The organism is Staphylococcus sp. 11511212, assembly GCF_011394755.1.
Taxonomy (GTDB): domain Bacteria; phylum Bacillota; class Bacilli; order Staphylococcales; family Staphylococcaceae; genus Staphylococcus; species Staphylococcus chromogenes.
Window position 1 is genome coordinate 1 of sequence record NZ_JAANBQ010000003.1, and the last position, 17,408, is coordinate 17,408.

At 36.9% G+C, this 17,408-nt stretch carries 14 protein-coding genes, 25 tRNA genes and 1 rRNA gene; 39 read left to right on the plus strand and 1 reads right to left on the minus strand.

Translation table 11 applies throughout. The features are described from left to right. Window positions 1-14: 14 nt before the first annotated feature. The 39 genes from rrf (at window position 15) to G8Y84_RS01490 (ending at window position 16,450) form a co-directional block, all read left to right on the plus strand. Window positions 15-129 (plus strand): 5S ribosomal RNA (gene rrf, locus G8Y84_RS01300). Window positions 130-139: 10 nt separating this feature from the next. Further along, a tRNA-Val gene (locus tag G8Y84_RS01305) sits at window positions 140-215 on the plus strand. Between the two features lie 8 nt (window positions 216-223). Further along, window positions 224-299 (plus strand) — tRNA-Thr (locus G8Y84_RS01310). 5 nt (window positions 300-304) lie between these two features. Continuing rightward, window positions 305-380, plus strand: a tRNA-Lys gene (locus G8Y84_RS01315). Window positions 381-385: 5 nt separating this feature from the next. After that, a tRNA-Leu gene (locus G8Y84_RS01320) sits at window positions 386-467 on the plus strand. A 4-nt stretch (window positions 468-471) separates the two neighbouring features. Next, a tRNA-Gly gene (locus tag G8Y84_RS01325) sits at window positions 472-546 on the plus strand. 7 nt (window positions 547-553) lie between these two features. Continuing rightward, window positions 554-642 (plus strand) — tRNA-Leu (locus tag G8Y84_RS01330). A gap of 11 nt (window positions 643-653) precedes the next feature. Beyond that, a tRNA-Arg gene (locus G8Y84_RS01335) sits at window positions 654-727 on the plus strand. A gap of 14 nt (window positions 728-741) precedes the next feature. Then, window positions 742-815 (plus strand) — tRNA-Pro (locus tag G8Y84_RS01340). A 22-nt stretch (window positions 816-837) separates the two neighbouring features. Beyond that, window positions 838-913, plus strand: a tRNA-Ala gene (locus G8Y84_RS01345). A gap of 30 nt (window positions 914-943) precedes the next feature. Next, window positions 944-1,017 (plus strand) — tRNA-Met (locus tag G8Y84_RS01350). A 28-nt stretch (window positions 1,018-1,045) separates the two neighbouring features. Then, window positions 1,046-1,119: transfer RNA gene (locus tag G8Y84_RS01355), tRNA-Ile, on the plus strand. Window positions 1,120-1,128: 9 nt separating this feature from the next. Beyond that, window positions 1,129-1,221 (plus strand) — tRNA-Ser (locus G8Y84_RS01360). A gap of 18 nt (window positions 1,222-1,239) precedes the next feature. Next, a tRNA-Met gene (locus G8Y84_RS01365) sits at window positions 1,240-1,313 on the plus strand. An 11-nt stretch (window positions 1,314-1,324) separates the two neighbouring features. Then, window positions 1,325-1,401, plus strand: a tRNA-Asp gene (locus G8Y84_RS01370). A 10-nt stretch (window positions 1,402-1,411) separates the two neighbouring features. Then, window positions 1,412-1,487 (plus strand) — tRNA-Phe (locus G8Y84_RS01375). Window positions 1,488-1,501: 14 nt separating this feature from the next. Continuing rightward, window positions 1,502-1,577: transfer RNA gene (locus G8Y84_RS01380), tRNA-Thr, on the plus strand. A 5-nt stretch (window positions 1,578-1,582) separates the two neighbouring features. Then, window positions 1,583-1,666: transfer RNA gene (locus G8Y84_RS01385), tRNA-Tyr, on the plus strand. Window positions 1,667-1,673: 7 nt separating this feature from the next. Next, window positions 1,674-1,747, plus strand: a tRNA-Trp gene (locus tag G8Y84_RS01390). 2 nt (window positions 1,748-1,749) lie between these two features. Beyond that, window positions 1,750-1,822: transfer RNA gene (locus G8Y84_RS01395), tRNA-His, on the plus strand. A 16-nt stretch (window positions 1,823-1,838) separates the two neighbouring features. Then, a tRNA-Gln gene (locus G8Y84_RS01400) sits at window positions 1,839-1,910 on the plus strand. An 8-nt stretch (window positions 1,911-1,918) separates the two neighbouring features. Then, window positions 1,919-1,993 (plus strand) — tRNA-Cys (locus G8Y84_RS01405). Between the two features lie 11 nt (window positions 1,994-2,004). Further along, a tRNA-Gly gene (locus G8Y84_RS01410) sits at window positions 2,005-2,079 on the plus strand. Window positions 2,080-2,104: 25 nt separating this feature from the next. Further along, a tRNA-Gly gene (locus G8Y84_RS01415) sits at window positions 2,105-2,179 on the plus strand. A 23-nt stretch (window positions 2,180-2,202) separates the two neighbouring features. After that, window positions 2,203-2,277 (plus strand) — tRNA-Gly (locus tag G8Y84_RS01420). A gap of 37 nt (window positions 2,278-2,314) precedes the next feature. Next, a tRNA-Leu gene (locus G8Y84_RS01425) sits at window positions 2,315-2,398 on the plus strand. Between the two features lie 426 nt (window positions 2,399-2,824). Further along, a complete protein-coding gene (locus G8Y84_RS01430; protein WP_103159615.1) occupies window positions 2,825-3,328 on the plus strand; it encodes a hypothetical protein in 504 nt (167 codons plus the stop codon). A gap of 43 nt (window positions 3,329-3,371) precedes the next feature. After that, a complete protein-coding gene (locus tag G8Y84_RS01435; RefSeq protein ID WP_037577252.1) occupies window positions 3,372-4,430 on the plus strand; it encodes a PTS sugar transporter subunit IIC in 1,059 nt (352 codons plus the stop codon). 129 nt (window positions 4,431-4,559) lie between these two features. Beyond that, window positions 4,560-6,017, plus strand: a complete 1,458-nt coding sequence (locus tag G8Y84_RS01440) for an ABC transporter substrate-binding protein/permease (RefSeq protein WP_107367489.1) — start codon at window positions 4,560-4,562, stop codon at window positions 6,015-6,017. Beyond that, window positions 6,010-6,732 carry an amino acid ABC transporter ATP-binding protein gene (locus G8Y84_RS01445; protein WP_037577247.1) on the plus strand — a complete coding sequence of 241 codons (723 nt, stop codon included), beginning with the start codon at window positions 6,010-6,012 and terminating at the stop codon, window positions 6,730-6,732. The genes G8Y84_RS01440 and G8Y84_RS01445 overlap by 8 nt, the downstream gene beginning before the upstream one ends. A 287-nt stretch (window positions 6,733-7,019) precedes the next feature. Next, complete coding sequence (gene queG, locus G8Y84_RS01450; protein WP_037577244.1) at window positions 7,020-8,153, plus strand: tRNA epoxyqueuosine(34) reductase QueG; 1,134 nt, start codon at window positions 7,020-7,022, stop codon at window positions 8,151-8,153. Beyond that, window positions 8,150-8,620, plus strand: coding sequence for a tRNA (uridine(34)/cytosine(34)/5-carboxymethylaminomethyluridine(34)-2'-O)-methyltransferase TrmL (gene trmL, locus G8Y84_RS01455; RefSeq protein WP_037577242.1), 471 nt, complete (start codon window positions 8,150-8,152; stop codon window positions 8,618-8,620). The genes queG and trmL overlap by 4 nt, the downstream gene beginning before the upstream one ends. A gap of 17 nt (window positions 8,621-8,637) precedes the next feature. Further along, window positions 8,638-9,807: an N-acetylglucosamine-6-phosphate deacetylase gene (nagA, locus tag G8Y84_RS01460; protein WP_107372125.1), complete on the plus strand. Its 1,170-nt coding sequence runs from the start codon at window positions 8,638-8,640 to the stop codon at window positions 9,805-9,807. Window positions 9,808-9,825: 18 nt separating this feature from the next. Beyond that, window positions 9,826-10,425 carry a 6-phosphogluconolactonase gene (locus tag G8Y84_RS01465; protein WP_037577237.1) on the plus strand — a complete coding sequence of 200 codons (600 nt, stop codon included), beginning with the start codon at window positions 9,826-9,828 and terminating at the stop codon, window positions 10,423-10,425. A 17-nt stretch (window positions 10,426-10,442) separates the two neighbouring features. After that, a complete protein-coding gene (locus G8Y84_RS01470; protein ID WP_157946077.1) occupies window positions 10,443-10,607 on the plus strand; it encodes an SAS053 family DNA gyrase inhibitor in 165 nt (54 codons plus the stop codon). A 99-nt stretch (window positions 10,608-10,706) separates the two neighbouring features. Next, complete coding sequence (locus G8Y84_RS01475) at window positions 10,707-11,117, plus strand: hypothetical protein (RefSeq protein WP_105963531.1); 411 nt, start codon at window positions 10,707-10,709, stop codon at window positions 11,115-11,117. A 144-nt stretch (window positions 11,118-11,261) separates the two neighbouring features. Next, a complete protein-coding gene (fumC, locus tag G8Y84_RS01480) occupies window positions 11,262-12,647 on the plus strand; it encodes a class II fumarate hydratase (protein WP_165806071.1) in 1,386 nt (461 codons plus the stop codon). Window positions 12,648-12,668: 21 nt separating this feature from the next. Next, complete coding sequence (gene ppx / locus G8Y84_RS01485) at window positions 12,669-14,195, plus strand: exopolyphosphatase (protein WP_105963530.1); 1,527 nt, start codon at window positions 12,669-12,671, stop codon at window positions 14,193-14,195. Between the two features lie 92 nt (window positions 14,196-14,287). After that, entirely contained in the window at window positions 14,288-16,450 is a 2,163-nt protein-coding gene (locus tag G8Y84_RS01490; RefSeq protein WP_037577230.1) for an RNA degradosome polyphosphate kinase, read from the plus strand. Between the two features lie 38 nt (window positions 16,451-16,488). Here the strand turns inward: G8Y84_RS01490 and G8Y84_RS01495 are convergent, their stop codons facing one another. Next, window positions 16,489-17,319 (minus strand): RluA family pseudouridine synthase, encoded by an 831-nt coding sequence (locus G8Y84_RS01495; RefSeq protein ID WP_037577228.1) that lies wholly within the window; start codon window positions 17,317-17,319, stop codon window positions 16,489-16,491. Between the last annotated feature and the right edge of the window lie 89 nt (window positions 17,320-17,408).

Sequence of the window (17,408 nt, forward strand, 5' to 3'; positions counted from 1 at the left end):
AAGTAAAAAAATTGTTTGGTGACAATAGCAAAGAGGTCACACCTGTTCCCATGCCGAACACAGAAGTTAAGCTCTTTAGCGCCGATGGTAGTCGGACTTACGTTCCGCGAGAGTAGGACGTTGCCAAGCATAATAAATCGGAGAATTAGCTCAGCTGGGAGAGCATCTGCCTTACAAGCAGAGGGTCGGCGGTTCGAACCCGTCATTCTCCACCATTTTAATAGCCGGCCTAGCTCAATTGGTAGAGCAACTGACTTGTAATCAGTAGGTTGGGGGTTCAAGTCCTCTGGCCGGCACCATCTAAGAGCCATTAGCTCAGTTGGTAGAGCATCTGACTTTTAATCAGAGGGTCAGAGGTTCGAATCCTCTATGGCTCACCATTCAAGCGGGTGTGGCGGAATTGGCAGACGCACTAGACTTAGGATCTAGCGCCTTACGGCGTGGGGGTTCGACTCCCTTCACCCGCATAAAGCAGAAGTAGTTCAGCGGTAGAATACAACCTTGCCAAGGTTGGGGTCGCGGGTTCGAATCCCGTCTTCTGCTCCATTATTTTGCCGGGGTGGCGGAACTGGCAGACGCACAGGACTTAAAATCCTGCGGTGAGAGATCACCGTACCGGTTCGATTCCGGTCCTCGGCACCATTATTAAATATGCGCCCGTAGCTCAATTGGATAGAGCGTTTGACTACGGATCAAAAGGTTATGGGTTCGACTCCTATCGGGCGCGCTACCATAGCATTACGGGAAGTAGCTCAGCTTGGTAGAGCACTTGGTTTGGGACCAAGGGGTCGCAGGTTCAAATCCTGTCTTCCCGACTTCTTATAAAATACCTTTAATGGGGGCTTAGCTCAGCTGGGAGAGCGCCTGCTTTGCACGCAGGAGGTCAGCGGTTCGATCCCGCTAGTCTCCACCATTTTTAATTAAATATTTACCAACTTTTTAAGGCGGCGTAGCTCAGCTGGCTAGAGCGTACGGTTCATACCCGTGAGGTCGGGGGTTCGATCCCCTCCGCCGCCACTATTATAGTTGATAGAAATTATTATTCGGACCTTTAGCTCAGTTGGTTAGAGCTAACGGCTCATAACCGTTCGGTCGCAGGTTCGAGTCCTGCAAGGTCCATATAATTTTGGAGGAATACCCAAGTCCGGCTGAAGGGATCGGTCTTGAAAACCGACAGGGGCTTAACGGCCCGCGGGGGTTCGAATCCCTCTTCCTCCGCCATTTTTAAATTTCTATTAACGCGGGATGGAGCAGTTCGGTAGCTCGTCGGGCTCATAACCCGAAGGTCGGTGGTTCAAATCCGCCTCCCGCAATATTTTATTTAGGTCCCGTAGTGGAGCGGTTTAACACGCCTGCCTGTCACGCAGGAGATCGCGGGTTCGATTCCCGTCGGGACCGCCATTCTTAATATGGTTCAGTAGCTCAGTCGGTAGAGCAAAGGACTGAAAATCCTTGTGTCGGCGGTTCGATTCCGTCCTGAACCACCATTTTTATGGTTTTTGCCGGCCTAGCTCAATTGGTAGAGCAACTGACTTGTAATCAGTAGGTTGGGGGTTCAAGTCCTCTGGCCGGCACCATTATCGGAGGGGTAGCGAAGTGGCTAAACGCGGCGGACTGTAAATCCGCTCCTTCGGGTTCGGCAGTTCGAATCTGCCCCCCTCCACCATCTTAATAGGGGCATAGTTCAACGGTAGAATAGAGGTCTCCAAAACCTTTGATGTGGGTTCGATTCCTACTGCCCCTGCCATGGCGGTTGTGGCGAAGTGGTTAACGCATCGGATTGTGGTTCCGACATTCGTGGGTTCGATTCCCATCAACCGCCCTTTATTTAAAATTAATGGGCTATAGCCAAGCGGTAAGGCAACGGACTTTGACTCCGTCACTCGCTGGTTCGAATCCAGCTAGCCCAGTTCCTTTTGGCGGCATAGCCAAGTGGTAAGGCCGAGGTCTGCAAAACCTCTATTCACCGGTTCAAATCCGGTTGCCGCCTCCATTTTACGACATGCGGGAGTAGTTCAACTTTTAGAACACTTTCCTTCCCGGAAAGAGGTACAGGTGTAAATCCTGTCTTCCGCTCCAAAATTATTTTATTGTTTTACGACATGCGGGAGTAGTTCAACTCTTAGAACACTTTCCTTCCCGGAAAGAGGTATAGGTGCAAATCCTATCTTCCGCTCCAAATTATTTTATTATTCTACATATGCGGGAGTAGTTCAACTTTTAGAACACTTTCCTTCCCGGAAAGAGGTATAGGTGTAAATCCTATCTTCCGCTCCAAAGTTTGCTTCCAAATATGGGAGTTTTTTTGTACCTTGCCGGTGTGGCGGAATTGGCAGACGCGCGGGACTCAAAATCCCGTGTCTTCACAGACGTGTCGGTTCGACCCCGACCACCGGTATATATGCTTGTAAAAGTCGCATTGATTTGCGGCTTTTTTGGGCTCTTTGTCAACGTCGGTTGGTGAAGATAAAACGTGCTAAGTGGCAAGGTTTTGTTGCTTAGTACGTTTTTTAGATTCTATACTTTTAACGGTTGGTGAGTTGTTCACTAGCCGTTATTTTGTTTTAGTACAATATTTAGCACATACATCACTATAGGTTATCGTCACGACTTCCTTATCTTTAACATCACGGAAAGTAGGCTAATTCTGTTTAAAAGATCATATGATACTCGGTGTGAGAAAATCCGTAATAAGAGGCGTGTCATCGCAATTTATGTTGAATTCATGAGAGAACGATTTTTACATATATTGGATACATATTGACTAGTATTTTATTTAAATAACAGTATATAATGAAAAAAATGATATAGAATGAGGCGTCTTATGTTAGAAAAGTTATTAAGTCAACATCAAATTGATGTATCGAATATTGAAGTGACAGGCTGTTTTTACCATCTAAATACAAACTATGAAACGTCAAAAACCATTGAGGGAATCTATCGTTTCAAACCAAATGAATGTCCATATTGTACTAACCAAAATTCTAAAATGTTTAAGCTGTATAAATATCAAACTGTAAAAATCAAACTCAAGTCAGAGCCTATATTACCTACAGTTTTAGTATTAAAAAAGCCGGCATTTAAGTGTTTACATTGTATGCGCAATTTTAATAGTCAAGTCGATTTTGTAGATAAGCATTGCAATATTAGTAATGATTTAAAGGATTATATTTTTGAATTATTGCAAGTGAGACCCAAATTGAGCCATAAACAAATATCGATGAAAACGCATGTTTCTCAAAATCGAATTGCTTATTTAAATACGTTATTAAAAGAGCAGAATATTAAAGAAAGTAATTCACAAATAACGGATTGTGACTTCTCTTAGAATGTATTATGATATACATATTAGTTTTTAGGAGGGGCAAACATTGCCAAATATTAAACAATCAAAAAAGCAATTTTTTTCAAACATACTAAATGCGGTAGGAGCAGGTGTTGTTATTGCATTGCTTCCTAATGCGTTACTGGGAGAGTTTTTAAAGTTTTTTAAAGAAGGTCAACCCACGCTTGAACTTATGTATCAACTTGTGGTGGTTATTCAATCTTTCATGGCTTTTATCATTGGTGCTTTAGCTGCGAATGCGTTTAAATTCTCGGGTCCTGGAGTGGTCATCACGGGGGTCTCAGCAATGTTAGGCTCTGGCGCTATTCAATTTAAAAATGGACAAATCCTGTTGCAAGGTATTGGTGACATCATTAATGTGATTATTGTGGTAACGCTCGCGTGTTTTTTGTTTATTCTACTCAAAGATAAATTTGGATCATTGGAAATGATTATTTTACCTGCCGTTATTCCGGTAGTATCTGGCATGATAGGTTTATTATTACTACCACATGTGAGAAAAGTGACACAGGCTTTAGGTTCAATGGTTGAGTCATTTACGGAGTTAAATCCACTAGTGATGAGTATATTGATTTCTATGACTTTTGCTTTACTCATGGTGACGCCAATCTCATTGGTTGCTATTGCAACTGCAATTTCTTTAGAAGGGTTAGGGAGTGGCGCAGGGAATATGGGAATCGTTGCAGCTTGTGTCACGTTCATCTTTGGCTCACTCGGTGTTAACAAAATCGGAGTGAATATCGTACTTATTATTGGTGCTGCTAAAATGATGATTCCTGTGTACTTGAAGCATCCTATTATAATGGTTCCACTTGCGATTAATGGCGCAATTGCTGGCACATTAACTTATTTAATAGGTATTAAAGGGACACCGATGTCTGCCGGTTTTGGCTATACAGGTTTAGTAGGACCACTCAATGCATTTTCGAGAATGAATGGTGACCCAATCATGAACATCATTTTACTTATTTTTGGTTACTTAGTCATTCCTTTTACTTTAGGGTTTGTGGTTCATCAAGTTTGTAAAAAGGTAATACCAGGGTATTCGGATGATATTTACCGTTTTGACATTCCAAAGCAATAAGAAAATTTTTATATGAATTATACAGAAAAGACGTAGCTTATGAGCTTCGTCTTTTCTTTTTAAAATACTATTGCATAAAATTTCATGTATATGTATAATAATGAATATTATTAAGAGGGAGGTTACGTTATGAATTTTTGGGGAAAGTGTCTAGCCATTTTTATGATTGCAGTAATTTTGTTTTCAAATATTTCTGTTTCACTAGCAAAAGCTGCATCCACTGATCAATGGGATAAAATTAAAGAAAGAGGAGAATTAAGAGTAGGTTTATCAGCTGATTATGCTCCGATGGAATTTGAAAGAACAGTCAACGGACAACGTGAATATGCTGGAATTGATATTGAACTGGCTAAAAAAATTGCTAAAGATCACGGTGTTAAATTAAAAATCGTGAATATGCAATTTGATAGTTTATTAGGGGCTTTAAAAACAGGAAAAATTGATGTTATTATTTCTGGAATGACGCCAACTGATGAAAGAAAAAAAGAAGTCGACTTTTCTAATTCTTATATGGCTGTTGATCAAAAAATAATTATCCGTAAAAAGGATGAAAATAAATATCAAACATTAGATGATTTAAAAGGGAAAAAGATAGGTGCACAAAAACAAACGACACAAGAAGAACTTGCGCGTACGGAAATACAGGATGCTGATGTTCAGTCATTAACGCGTGTACCCGAAGTAATCCTCTCATTAAAAAGTAATAAATTAGATGCAATAGTATTAGATAGTGCAGTTGGAAATGCTTATTTAAAACAAAACAAAGAACTTACTTTTTCTAAAGCGTCTTTTGCGGATGAGAAAAAATATACCGCAATTGCCGTACCTAAAAATTCACCAGAGTTGTTAAATAAGGTCAATCAAACGATAAAAGAAGTTGATGATCAAAACTTGATTAAAGATTATGAAGAAAAAGCCGCAAATGCGATGAAAGATGAAGGAAACTTTTTCACAAAATATGGCAGTTTCTTTTTAACAGGTTTGAAAAATACCATTTTAATTTCAATTATTGGTGTCGTCTTTGGCGCAGTGTTTGGAGCGATGTTTGCTTTAATGAAAATTAGCCGAATTAAACCATTAAAATGGTTAGCAGCTGCGTATATTGAATTTATAAGAGGGACGCCTTTACTTGTTCAAGTATTTTTAGTTTATTTTGGAACAACAGCCGTTTTAGGCTTAGATATTTCTGCATTTATATGTGGTGCTATTGCGTTAGTCATAAACTGTACCGCATATATCGCTGAAATTATACGTGCGGGTATTAATGCTGTAGATAAGGGTCAAATGGAAGCGGCGCGTAGTTTAGGATTGAATTATAGTCAAACAATGAAAAATGTCATCATGCCTCAAGCAATCAATAATATTCTTCCGGCGTTAGGCAATGAATTTGTCACGGTGATAAAAGAATCATCCATTATTTCTGTTATCGGGGTTAGTGAAATTATGTTCAACGCACAAGTTGTTCAAGGTGCTTCATTTGATCCGTTTACACCGTTATTGGTTGCGGCGATATTGTATTTCATTTTGACATTCACTTTATCAAGAATTATGAATGTCTTTGAAGGGAGAATGAAAATCAGTGATTAAAATTAATAAACTCTATAAATCGTTTGGAGAACATGACGTACTCAAAGGAATTGATTTGAATATTCAACAAGGAGAAGTTGTCGCAATTATTGGACCTTCCGGAAGCGGAAAAAGTACATTATTACGTTGCATGAACTTATTAGAACAACCCACTAAGGGTCAAGTTATATTTGAAGGAAAAGATTTAACAGAAAAAAGTACGAAAGTCGATCAACTTCGCCAAGATATGGGCATGGTTTTTCAAAATTTCAATTTATTTCCTCATAAAAAAGTAATTGATAATATTATTTTAGCACCTAGTTTGTTAAAAAAAGGTCATAAACAAACGTTGAATGACCAAGCTTTGACTTTACTAGATAGAGTGGGGTTAAAAGATAGAGCAAACGCTTACCCTAATCAACTTTCTGGTGGTCAAAAACAACGGGTTGCCATTGCTCGAGCGTTAGCAATGAATCCGAAAGTGATGCTTTTTGATGAGCCAACATCAGCACTTGATCCAGAGGTTGTAGGTGAAGTACTTACTGTTATGAAGGATTTGGCGAAAGAAGGTATGACAATGGTGGTAGTGACGCACGAAATGGAATTTGCCAAAAATGTGAGTGACCGTGTAATTTTTATGGCTGATGGCAACGTTGTTGAAGAAGGGAAACCGGAAGCGATTTTTGAACATCCTCAACATCAAAGAACGCAAAGCTTTTTAAAACGGGTCATGTAAAAAAGTACATTTATTCATGTGATTAACCGTATTTTTTATTAATACGACCTTTATATAAAAGAGCGTAGAGTAGCAAATCATAGATTATTGCTATTCTACGCTTTTTAACTTCAGCCAATAAATGAGGTACTTCACAGAATTACGGTGATCATGACAATTTTTTATCGTCATTATTATTTAAATTTCTCTAAATAAGAGAGATTTTTCAAACAGATATTCGACAAATTTTTGAAAGGGTTATTTAGAATTATGTTAAAATGGTAGAGTGGTTTTGAGAGGTGAAAATATTGGATATTAAAACATTAAAACAAGAAATCATTGATTATGCACAACAAATTGGCATCGATGATATCGGTTTTACGACGGCTGACCCTTTTGATGAATTGAAAAATAAGTTAATCGACTATCACGAAAATGGCTATGCCTCAGGATTTGAGGAATCTGATATTCAATTAAGAACCGAACCTAAATTATCGATGGCTTCTGCACAATCCATCATTGCGATTGCAGTAGGTTATCCGAATAAACTTAAAAATGCACCTAAAAGCGTTCGTGGTGATCGTCGTGGAATGTTTGCGCGCGCTTCTTGGGGACAAGACTATCATACGATTATGCGTCGACGCCTTGATGATTTGGCGACATTTATTTCCTCAAAAGTACCAGAAGCAGAAATGATGTCTATGGTAGATACGGGGGTTTTATCTGATCGTGCTGTCGCTGAACGTGCAGGACTCGGTTTTACAGGACGCAATGGTTTTGTAATCAATCCGAAGCTAGGCACATGGTCATATCTTGGTGAGATGTTAATTAACATTCCATTTCCACCTGATGAACAGATTATGGATAGTTGTGGCACATGTACCATTTGTGTCGATCGTTGTCCAACAGGAGCATTAGTCGGTGATGGTCAACTTAATAGTCAAAAGTGTATTAGTTTTTTAACACAAACTAAAGGCTATTTAAAAGATGAATATCGCTATAAAATAGGGAATCGTCTTTATGGATGCGATACTTGCCAACAAGTTTGCCCTAAAAATAGAGGAATAAATACTGAACAAGAGGATATTATTTTAGAACCTGAAATATTAAAACCAAGACTTATTCCATTATTACAAATGACAAATAAAGAATTTAAAAACACATATGGTCACTTAGCAGGGGCTTGGCGTGGCAAGAAACCTATACAGAGAAACGCTATTATTGCATTAGCTCACTTTAATGAAGTTTCTGCGATCCCAGAATTAAAACAAGTTGCAGAAAATGATCCCCGACCCATGATTAGAGGGACAGCGTATTGGGCAATTGGTCAAATTTTAGGTGTGGATGCTAAAGAGTATATTATGTCGCATTATGACGATGAACTAGAAGAGGTTCAAAATGAAATGTTAAAAGGTTTAGAAATGAGGAGACAAACAAAATGACGATACACGTAGTACTATATCAACCGGAAATACCCGCAAATACAGGAAATATTGCACGAACATGTGCGGCGACAGACACCCATTTGCATTTAATTCGCCCATTAGGTTTCAGTACAGATGATAAAATGCTTCGCCGTGCCGGGTTAGATTACTGGAAATTTGTTAATATTACCTACCATGATAGTATCGAAGAATTTTTCGAAGCTACAGAGGGTGAATATTATCTACTTACGAAATTTGGGTCAAAAAATCATACCTCTCAAGATTTTTCAGATGCAACTAAAAACCATTACTTTATTTTTGGGAAAGAAACGACAGGACTACCTGATTGGGTAAAAGATACTTATCAAAATACTGCGTTACGTATCCCAATGACTGATAAAGTTCGTGCCTTAAACTTATCGAACACAGCTGCAATTTTAATTTATGAAGCGTTAAGACAACAGGGTTATCCTAATTTACAGTAAATTTTAGGGGCGATATTATGACAGAATATGTTATTCAAGGCGGTACCATTTATACTGAAGATGGCAAAATTGAGAATGGACATATCATCATCAAAGAGGGATATATTTCACATATTGGTCATATGCCTTATCAGGGCCATTTAGAAACGATTAACGTTCCGAACAGTCATATTTTACCTGGGTTTATTGATATCCATATTCATGGGGGATATGGTGAAGATGCGATGGATGCCAAGACGCATGGCTTGAAACATTTATCTGAGCAACTATTATCAGAAGGCACAACGAGTTATTTGCCAACTACAATGACGCAATCCAATGAAGCCATTACTAATGCGCTACAAACTATTGCACATTATCAACCCAATCAATCGCCACGTGAAGCAGAAATACTCGGGGTGCATTTAGAAGGTCCTTTCATTTCAGAACATAAAGTGGGCGCCCAAAACCCTAAATTTGTGCAACCTCCAACTTTAGAGCAATTGAAAGCTTATCAACAAGCAGCACAAGGACTCATCAAAATTGTCACTATTGCCCCGGAAGTTTCAGGGGCCTTAGACGTTATTCGAAATCTAAGTGATCAAATTATTTTTTCAATTGGCCATACGGTTGCAACTTTTGATGAAGTAAATGAAGCGGTGACGTTAGGTGCTAGACATGTCACTCATTTATACAATGCTGGTACGCCATTTACACATCGTAATCCAGGTGTATTTGGAGCGGCATGGACGAACCCATTTTTACATTGTGAACTGATTGCAGATGGGATTCACTCTCATCCCGCATCAGTAGATATTGCTTTTAAGATGAAGGAAACGACACGTATGTATTTAATTACAGATGCGATGCGCGCTAAAGGATTAGGTGAGGGAACTTATGATTTAGGAGGACAAAATGTGACTGTCGCCAATCATGAAGCTCGATTAAAAAATGGGTCATTGGCAGGGAGTATTTTGAAAATGAATGTGGGTTTGAAAAATTTAATTCAATTCACGGGACGTTCTTTAGAAGATTTATGGCGTGTAACAAGTTATAATCAAGCTAAAGCATTAAACATTCTCCATCAAAAAGGCAGTTTGCGAGAGGGCAAGCATGCGGATATCGTTATTTTGGATCAAGAGATCAATGTTTTAAAAACAATCAAGATGGGGTATGTAGTTAATAATGTTAAAGACAAGAATGCATAAATAGAGGAGTGTACGAATATGGCAATGAACTTTAAAGTTTTTAAAGACAAAGATACTGCAGCAATTTATGCAGCAGATATCATCAGAAAACAATTTAACAATAATCCTACGACAATTGCTGGATTTCATTTGAGTGGTGAAGAAGCACCAGTATTAGACTATTTAAAACGCAATGTAGATAATCATGCCGTAGATTTTAGTCAAATTCATGTGCTAGATTATGACAAGCAAACATCATATTTTAAAGCGTTAGGTGTACCAGAAAAACAAATTCATGAAATTCCAGAAGATGACGATGTTGAAAAATTTATCGAACATAAAGCGAAAACAAAAGATAATAAAGGCAAATTGACACTACAAGTTGTTTCTATTAATCAGAATGGTGAATTCGGAGTACCAGTGAACAATGGTTTAAAACCTGCGCGTGAAATTTTTGTCATTGTGACAGGACATGATAAAGCTGATGTTATTAAAAAGTTATATGAAGATAATGGTAATACAAGCTTTATTCCATCAAGCTTAAAAACGCACCGTATGGTGAATGTCATTTTAGACGAAGCTGCAGCTCAAGGTTTGCCAGCTGATGTCAGAGAATATTTCACTTCTCTATATGCATAAAGAATAGGGGTGCCATTATGACAGAAGAAAAACATATCGAACATGAAAACGAAATGGTCGATGATTTTGATGATCTTGTCAGTTTAGGGAAAGAAATGGAACAAATTTCTGAAGCGAATGACGAAGAAAAAGAGAACCAAACACATGACGCATCTATTCGTTCAGATAAAACTGAAGAATAATCTAAAGGCAATGACGTAAGATGTTCTTATGTCATTGTCTTATTTATGTGTATGCATTAAAATGAAATAAACTGTGACTTAAATGAAAGGTGTCAAAATATGAAACTTCATCGTTATTGGGGGCCCTTGCTCATTTTTTCTACATTAATCAATTTACTATCGATTAAAGGATTTCCGCTCGCTTTAGGAACCCTCTATTTGCCTGTGTTGTTTAAAGTCGTTCAAATGCAAATGAATTTATCTGAGGGATTATTAGAAGAAAAAGTGCATGCCCGCGTATTTATACATAATAACCAAAAAGGGATTATCATTAGCGTAATATGCTGTTTAGCAATCACGGCGGTTTTATTTGTATACTTAAATGATTTTTATACAACACTCACAGGGTTTTTAGGCGTATTGATTGCGATGAGTCCTGTGACTTTAGCACTAGGAGTTATTCTATATATTGTTTCAGCTATAGCAGTTGTTCAAGCTGTAAAATACAAATTTTCAACTGAAAATAACTAAAAGAATAGATTGATCTCAAAAGATGAAAGTTCAAAAGCGCTTTCATCTTTTTTATATTCTCATAGATGGGCAATTGAACCTACTTTTTGTTTAATGCTATAATTTAATTGAAGATACATATTTCATAAAGGGGAGCGAATCAATATGTCAGTAAGAATTGAACACGATACATTCGGCGAAATTGAAGTACCTGCAGAAAAATACTGGGGTGCACAAACACAACGTAGTAAACAAAATTTTCCAGTAGGTAAAGAAAAAATGCCCATTGAGGTCATATATGGGTTTGCACAACTCAAACGTGGTGCAGCATTAGCAAATCACGAACTCGGCAAATTAAGCGATGCTAAAAAAGAAGCTATTGTTCATGCATGTGACCGCATTTTAAATGGGGGATTAGATGAACATTTCCCTCTTGTTGTTTGGCAAACAGGAAGCGGTACTCAAAGTAATATGAATGTAAATGAAGTCGTAAGTTACGTTGCGAATGACTATTTAAAATCTAAAGGAAGCGACGAACATATTCATCCAAATGATGATGTAAACAAATCTCAAAGTTCTAATGATACTTTTCCAACGGCGATGCATGTCGCACTATATCACGAAATTGAATCTAAATTAGAGCCAGCCCTTAAAGGATTACGCGATACATTTCATGAAAAAGAAACGGCATATAAAGACATTATTAAAATTGGTCGTACACACCTTCAAGATGCAACACCTATTACGTTAGGACAAGAAATCAGTGGTTGGCGTTATATGCTAGACGTGTGTGAATCGTTGTTAGCGGATTCTAAAAAACATATTTTAAACTTAGCTATTGGAGGCACAGCTGTAGGGACAGGTATCAATGCGCATCCTGAATTTGGTGATAAAGTTGCACATTACATTTCAGAAAATACAGGTTATCCATTTGTCTCTTCAGAAAATAAATTCCATGCATTAACAGCACATGATGAAGTCGTTCAATTACACGGATCTTTAAAAGCGTTAGCAGGAGACTTAATGAAAATTGCGAACGATATTCGTTGGTTAGCGTCGGGGCCACGCGCAGGTTTAGCCGAAATTAAGATTCCAGAAAATGAACCAGGTTCTTCAATTATGCCAGGTAAAGTTAATCCAACGCAATGTGAAATGTTAACGATGGTTGCCGTTCAAGTGATGGGAAATGATACGGTTGTAGGTATTTCAAGTTCTCAAGGTAACTTTGAATTAAATGTGTTTAAACCTGTTATTCTGCATAATACGTTACAATCGATTGATTTACTTGCTGATGCTATGAATACATTTAACAAAAACTGTGCTGTTGGTATTGAACCGATTGAGGAACATATTGATGACTATTTAAATCGCTCATTAATGCTCGTCACAGCATTAAACCCACACATTGGCTATGAAAATGCAGCTTCTATTGCTAAAAAAGCGCATAAAGAAGGGTTAACTTTAAAAGAAGCAGCCATTCAATCAGGTCACTTAACAGAGGAACAATTTGATGAATGGATTAAACCGGAAGACATGGTTCATCCAAAATAAGCAAGGAGGCTTTTCTTATCAATGGAAAGGAACGGATTAATTGATATCGGATCCAACACGATTCGATTAGTAATTTTTCAATTTCATCCTGATATCGGACTTAATGAAATACAAAACATCAAAACACCTGCAAGATTAAGTCAATATTTAGATAAAGATCAACGTATGTCAGAGGAAGGGATTGAAGTATTGACGGATGCTTTACACAGTTTTAAAAAAGTGGCTGATAAATTTGAAGTCGATCATTTATATCCTATTGCAACAGCGGCCATACGACAATCTACAAATCAAAAAGACATCATTAAACATGTAAAGAAAAAAGTTGGTATTGATATCATTATTATTCCAGAAGAAGATGAAGCCTTTTATGGGTCTTATGCCGTCACGCATACCACAGGTATTGACGATGGAATTACAGTTGATATCGGCGGTGGCTCAACAGAAGTGACCTATTTCGAAAAGCGTAAAATTAAAGAGGCAACGAGCTTTCCATTCGGTGTCGTGACTTTATCACGTATGTTTTTTGAAGGTAAAGATCACAATGACAAAGATGCCATAAAAAAAATGGAAAAATTTTTGAAAAATGAATTTAGCCAATTAGATTGGATTAAAGATAAAGATATTCATCTTGTGGGCATCGGAGGGTCAGCACGTAACTGTGCACGCATTCATCAGTCTTTACATCAATATCCTATTGCTGGTGTCCATGGATATACAATGAATCACGATGGATTAAAGGAAGTTTACCAATTATTGAAGAAAACATCCCGTGAGGATTTAACCAATTTAGATGGTTTAAGCCGTGACCGCGCAGATATTATTCTACCTGCCGTTGCTGTATTTAATGTTTTATATGAAATCATCGATGCGGATGCATTTACTTTTTCAAGGAAAGGGATTCGTGAAGGTTTCATTATGAATCAAATTGCGAATGCATATCCAGGAGAATTTTCGAAAAATCATGTACGCCAAGATGCGCTAAAACATCTTGCAAATGAATATCACATTGAACAAAGCGGTGCAAAACAACGTGTGAAACTTGCCTTATCATTATATAATCAAATTTTAAAATATAAAAAATTAGATATTGATGAACCATTAAAACAACTCTTCTTAGAAGCGGCATATCTCTATTATTTAGGCAAATTTATAGATTCTGACTCTAGTTCACAACATACGTATTACATTATTGCAAACTCTAGCATCAATGGTCTCACACATAAAGAACGTGTCACATTGGCATTACTCGCAAGTTTTAAAAATAAAACCCTTTTAAAATTTTATAGCGATGAGACAGGATGGTTTAATTCTGATGAAATGAATCATATTCAAGCACTAGGTGGGATTGTCAAATTTGTTAACGCCATGAATATTTCAAACACGAACACCGTTAGTCAATTAACTTTATTAAAACAAAAAGAAGGGTTCCAACTAGATGTTTATTATCAAGGGGAACCTATTGCTGAAGCCTACCAAACACTACGCCAAAAGAAACACCTTGAAAAAGTTTTAAAAGACGAAGTTAAAATTAACTTTACAGAATCTTAAGCTTAGCTTTATGTTTATCGAAATATGGGTTGTGTTATTCTAAATTAAGCATAAAGGACCTTTGGGATCTATTAATGAGGTGAAAATTAAAAGTGACAAATACGAATAATCATTTAGACATCAATCACCCAAGTTATTATAACAATCGGGAAGTCAGTTGGTTGGATTTTAACTATCGTGTATTGCAAGAATCATGTGATAGTTCTAATCCACTATTAGAACAGCTTAATTTTATCGCGATTGGAAGTTCTAATTTAGATGAATTTTTCATGGTTCGCGTTGCAGGATTAAAAGATCAAGTGAAAATGGGGTTCGACAAACCAGAAAATAAAACACAAATGACCCCTCTTGAGCAGCTGTCAGCAATAGAAAAGAAAAATCGAAAAAATGTCGCATTTCAATATCAAAGATATAATGAACTTATTGAAGAGTTAAGAGATTATGATGTATTTTTAAGTCAACCTGATGACTTAAATGAATCTCTCATAGAACAGTTAGAGACTATTTTTCTAAATGAAATTTTGCCTACGTTAACACCGTTAGGCATTGATGCGTATCGTCCATTCCCAAAACTCAACAACAAAACATTGAATATATTTGTAGACATAGACACTGGTAATGAAATCAATTCGGCGATTGTGCAAATTCCTACATTGTTGAAGCGATTTATCTCCATTAATGAAGGAAATCATCATTATATAGTACTGATTGAAGATTTGATTACGTACTTTATGGGGCACTTATTTCAAGGGTATGAAATATTAAATACGTATACATTCAGAATTACTCGAAATGCTGACTTAACCATTCACGAAGATGGCGCAGAAGATTTGCTCATTGAAATAGAACGTTTTTTAAAGGAACGTAAGAGTGGTGCTGCCGTTAGATTAGAAATCGATAACCGTACACATCCTGAAAATAATTTAGATTGGCTTGTTGATATTTTAGAATTAGAACAAGAAGATGTTTATCTGACAGAAGGACCACTGGATCTCACAATGGTTTTTGAATTGGTCGATCATCTGTCTAATAAATTAAAAGACTTAAAATATCCACGCTATACACCACAAGTGCCGCAATCGTTGGGGAATAATAATATATTTGAATTGGCGATGAAAAGAGATATCTTTTTCCATCATCCATACGAATCTTTTGAGCCTATCGTTGATTTCATTCAAGAGGCTTCAGAAGATCCCAATACCATAGCTATAAAGCAAACATTGTACCGTGTAAGTAGCGATTCTCCAATTATTGAAGCGCTAAAAAATGCGGCAGAAAATGGAAAGCAAGTGACAGTTCTCGTTGAATTGAAAGCACGTTTTGACGAAGAAAATAATGTGCACTGGGCACGAATGTTAGAAGATGCGGGATGTCACGTCATGTATGGAATGACGCATTTAAAAACGCATAGTAAGATTACTTTGATTGTTAAACGTATAAATGGTCAATTAGTTCCATTCGTGCATTTAGGTACGGGGAACTACAACGATAAAACAGCCAAATTGTATACAGATATGGGCATCATCACAACGAATAGCGCTATCGGTAAAGACGCAATGAGTTTCTTTAATTATCTGAGTGGATACTCCATTAAACCAGATTATCAACAATTAAATGTATCTCCGTATGAAATTCGAGATTTATTTATTGAACGTATAGAGGAAGAAGTTCAAAGTCATTTGAAATATGGTAATGGTAAAATGATGATGAAAATGAACTCTTTGACGGATAAAGCATTAATCAAAAAATTATTTGAAGCTTCACAAGCAGGCGTTCAAATAAAATTAATTATTCGAGGAATTTGTTGTTTAAAACCGGGGATACCAGGAGTCAGCGAAAATATTGAAGTTGTCAGTATCGTTGGTCGACTTTTAGAACATTCTAGAATTTATTATTTCTATAATAACGGCAACGAAAAAGTGTATTTATCATCAGCAGATATGATGACGCGTAATATGATTAAACGTGTAGAAATTTTATTCCCAGTACTCAATCAAAAAATAGCAAAACGGTTAGTTTCTTATTTAGAGCTTCAACTCTCAGACAATCAAAAAGGACGATACCAAGATCGATATGGCGTTTATCACTATGTGCAAAATGACTTCCCTCCAATCAATTCTCAGGAAAAATTAATGGAGGAAGCTGTGGAATTTGGTTTGCATCTAAAAAAAGAAAATATTGTTGAAACCGGTCAACCCGTGCGTCCAAAATCGAATTGGGTGAACCGTTTTAAAAAGAAATTTAATAGAAGATAAAAAACATCTGTCATGCTTTTCGCGCATGACAGATGTTTTTATGATGGCACGTCATCTAGTGTGACATTAATTTCTTGTTGAAGAATAGGATGTTTAAACTGAACTTGATAACTTTCAAGTTGTAATTGACGTAACGTGGATTGACCATATAAAGGGTCTCCGATGACAGGATACCCTAACGAAGCCAAGTGAACTCTAATTTGATGTGTCCGCCCAGTATCTAATTTTAGTTGTACTTCACATACGCCTTCTTTTACCATTTTGGAGGCGATGACATGAGTAATTGCGCGTTGTCCAGTCGGTGAAATACGTCTTTTATTGGGATGAAACTTATCTTTTCCAATAGGTTGATCAATGGTTTGTGGTTTGAGAGGTAAAAGGCTCTTTACTTGCGCACGGTAAATTCGATGTATTTCATTCTCTTCTAACATACGGTCCAGTATCTTTTTGACAATAGGATCTTTAGCAACAATAAGTAATCCCACTGTTTCTTGGTCTAAACGATGAATAGGTTCCACGTAATCTTCATTTAATGTATAAATTAAATGATTCATCAATGTATTACTTTCTTTTAAATCATTCGGGTGTGTTTTTACGCCTTTAGGTTTATATGCCACAGCTAGATACTCATCTTCGTAGACCACTTGAGCATGACGATAACTAGGGACATACTGACTTTTGTCATGATAATCAGGAAGTACAACGTGATCATTTGTATAAATTATTGTGTTTAATGAAGCGGATTCATCGTTAATAATAATCTCTTTTGACATATTTAATAAATGCAATTCTTTTTTTGGTAATTTTAAAGATTTAAACATGTCTCGTAATGACATATCATTAAACGGTTCTGCTACTGTAAATTTCATAATAGCCTCCTTACCTCAATCATCATACCATATTTGTAGACTTAAATAACTAAAAAATTTGACGATCTTTGAGTTGAATCGGACAATTA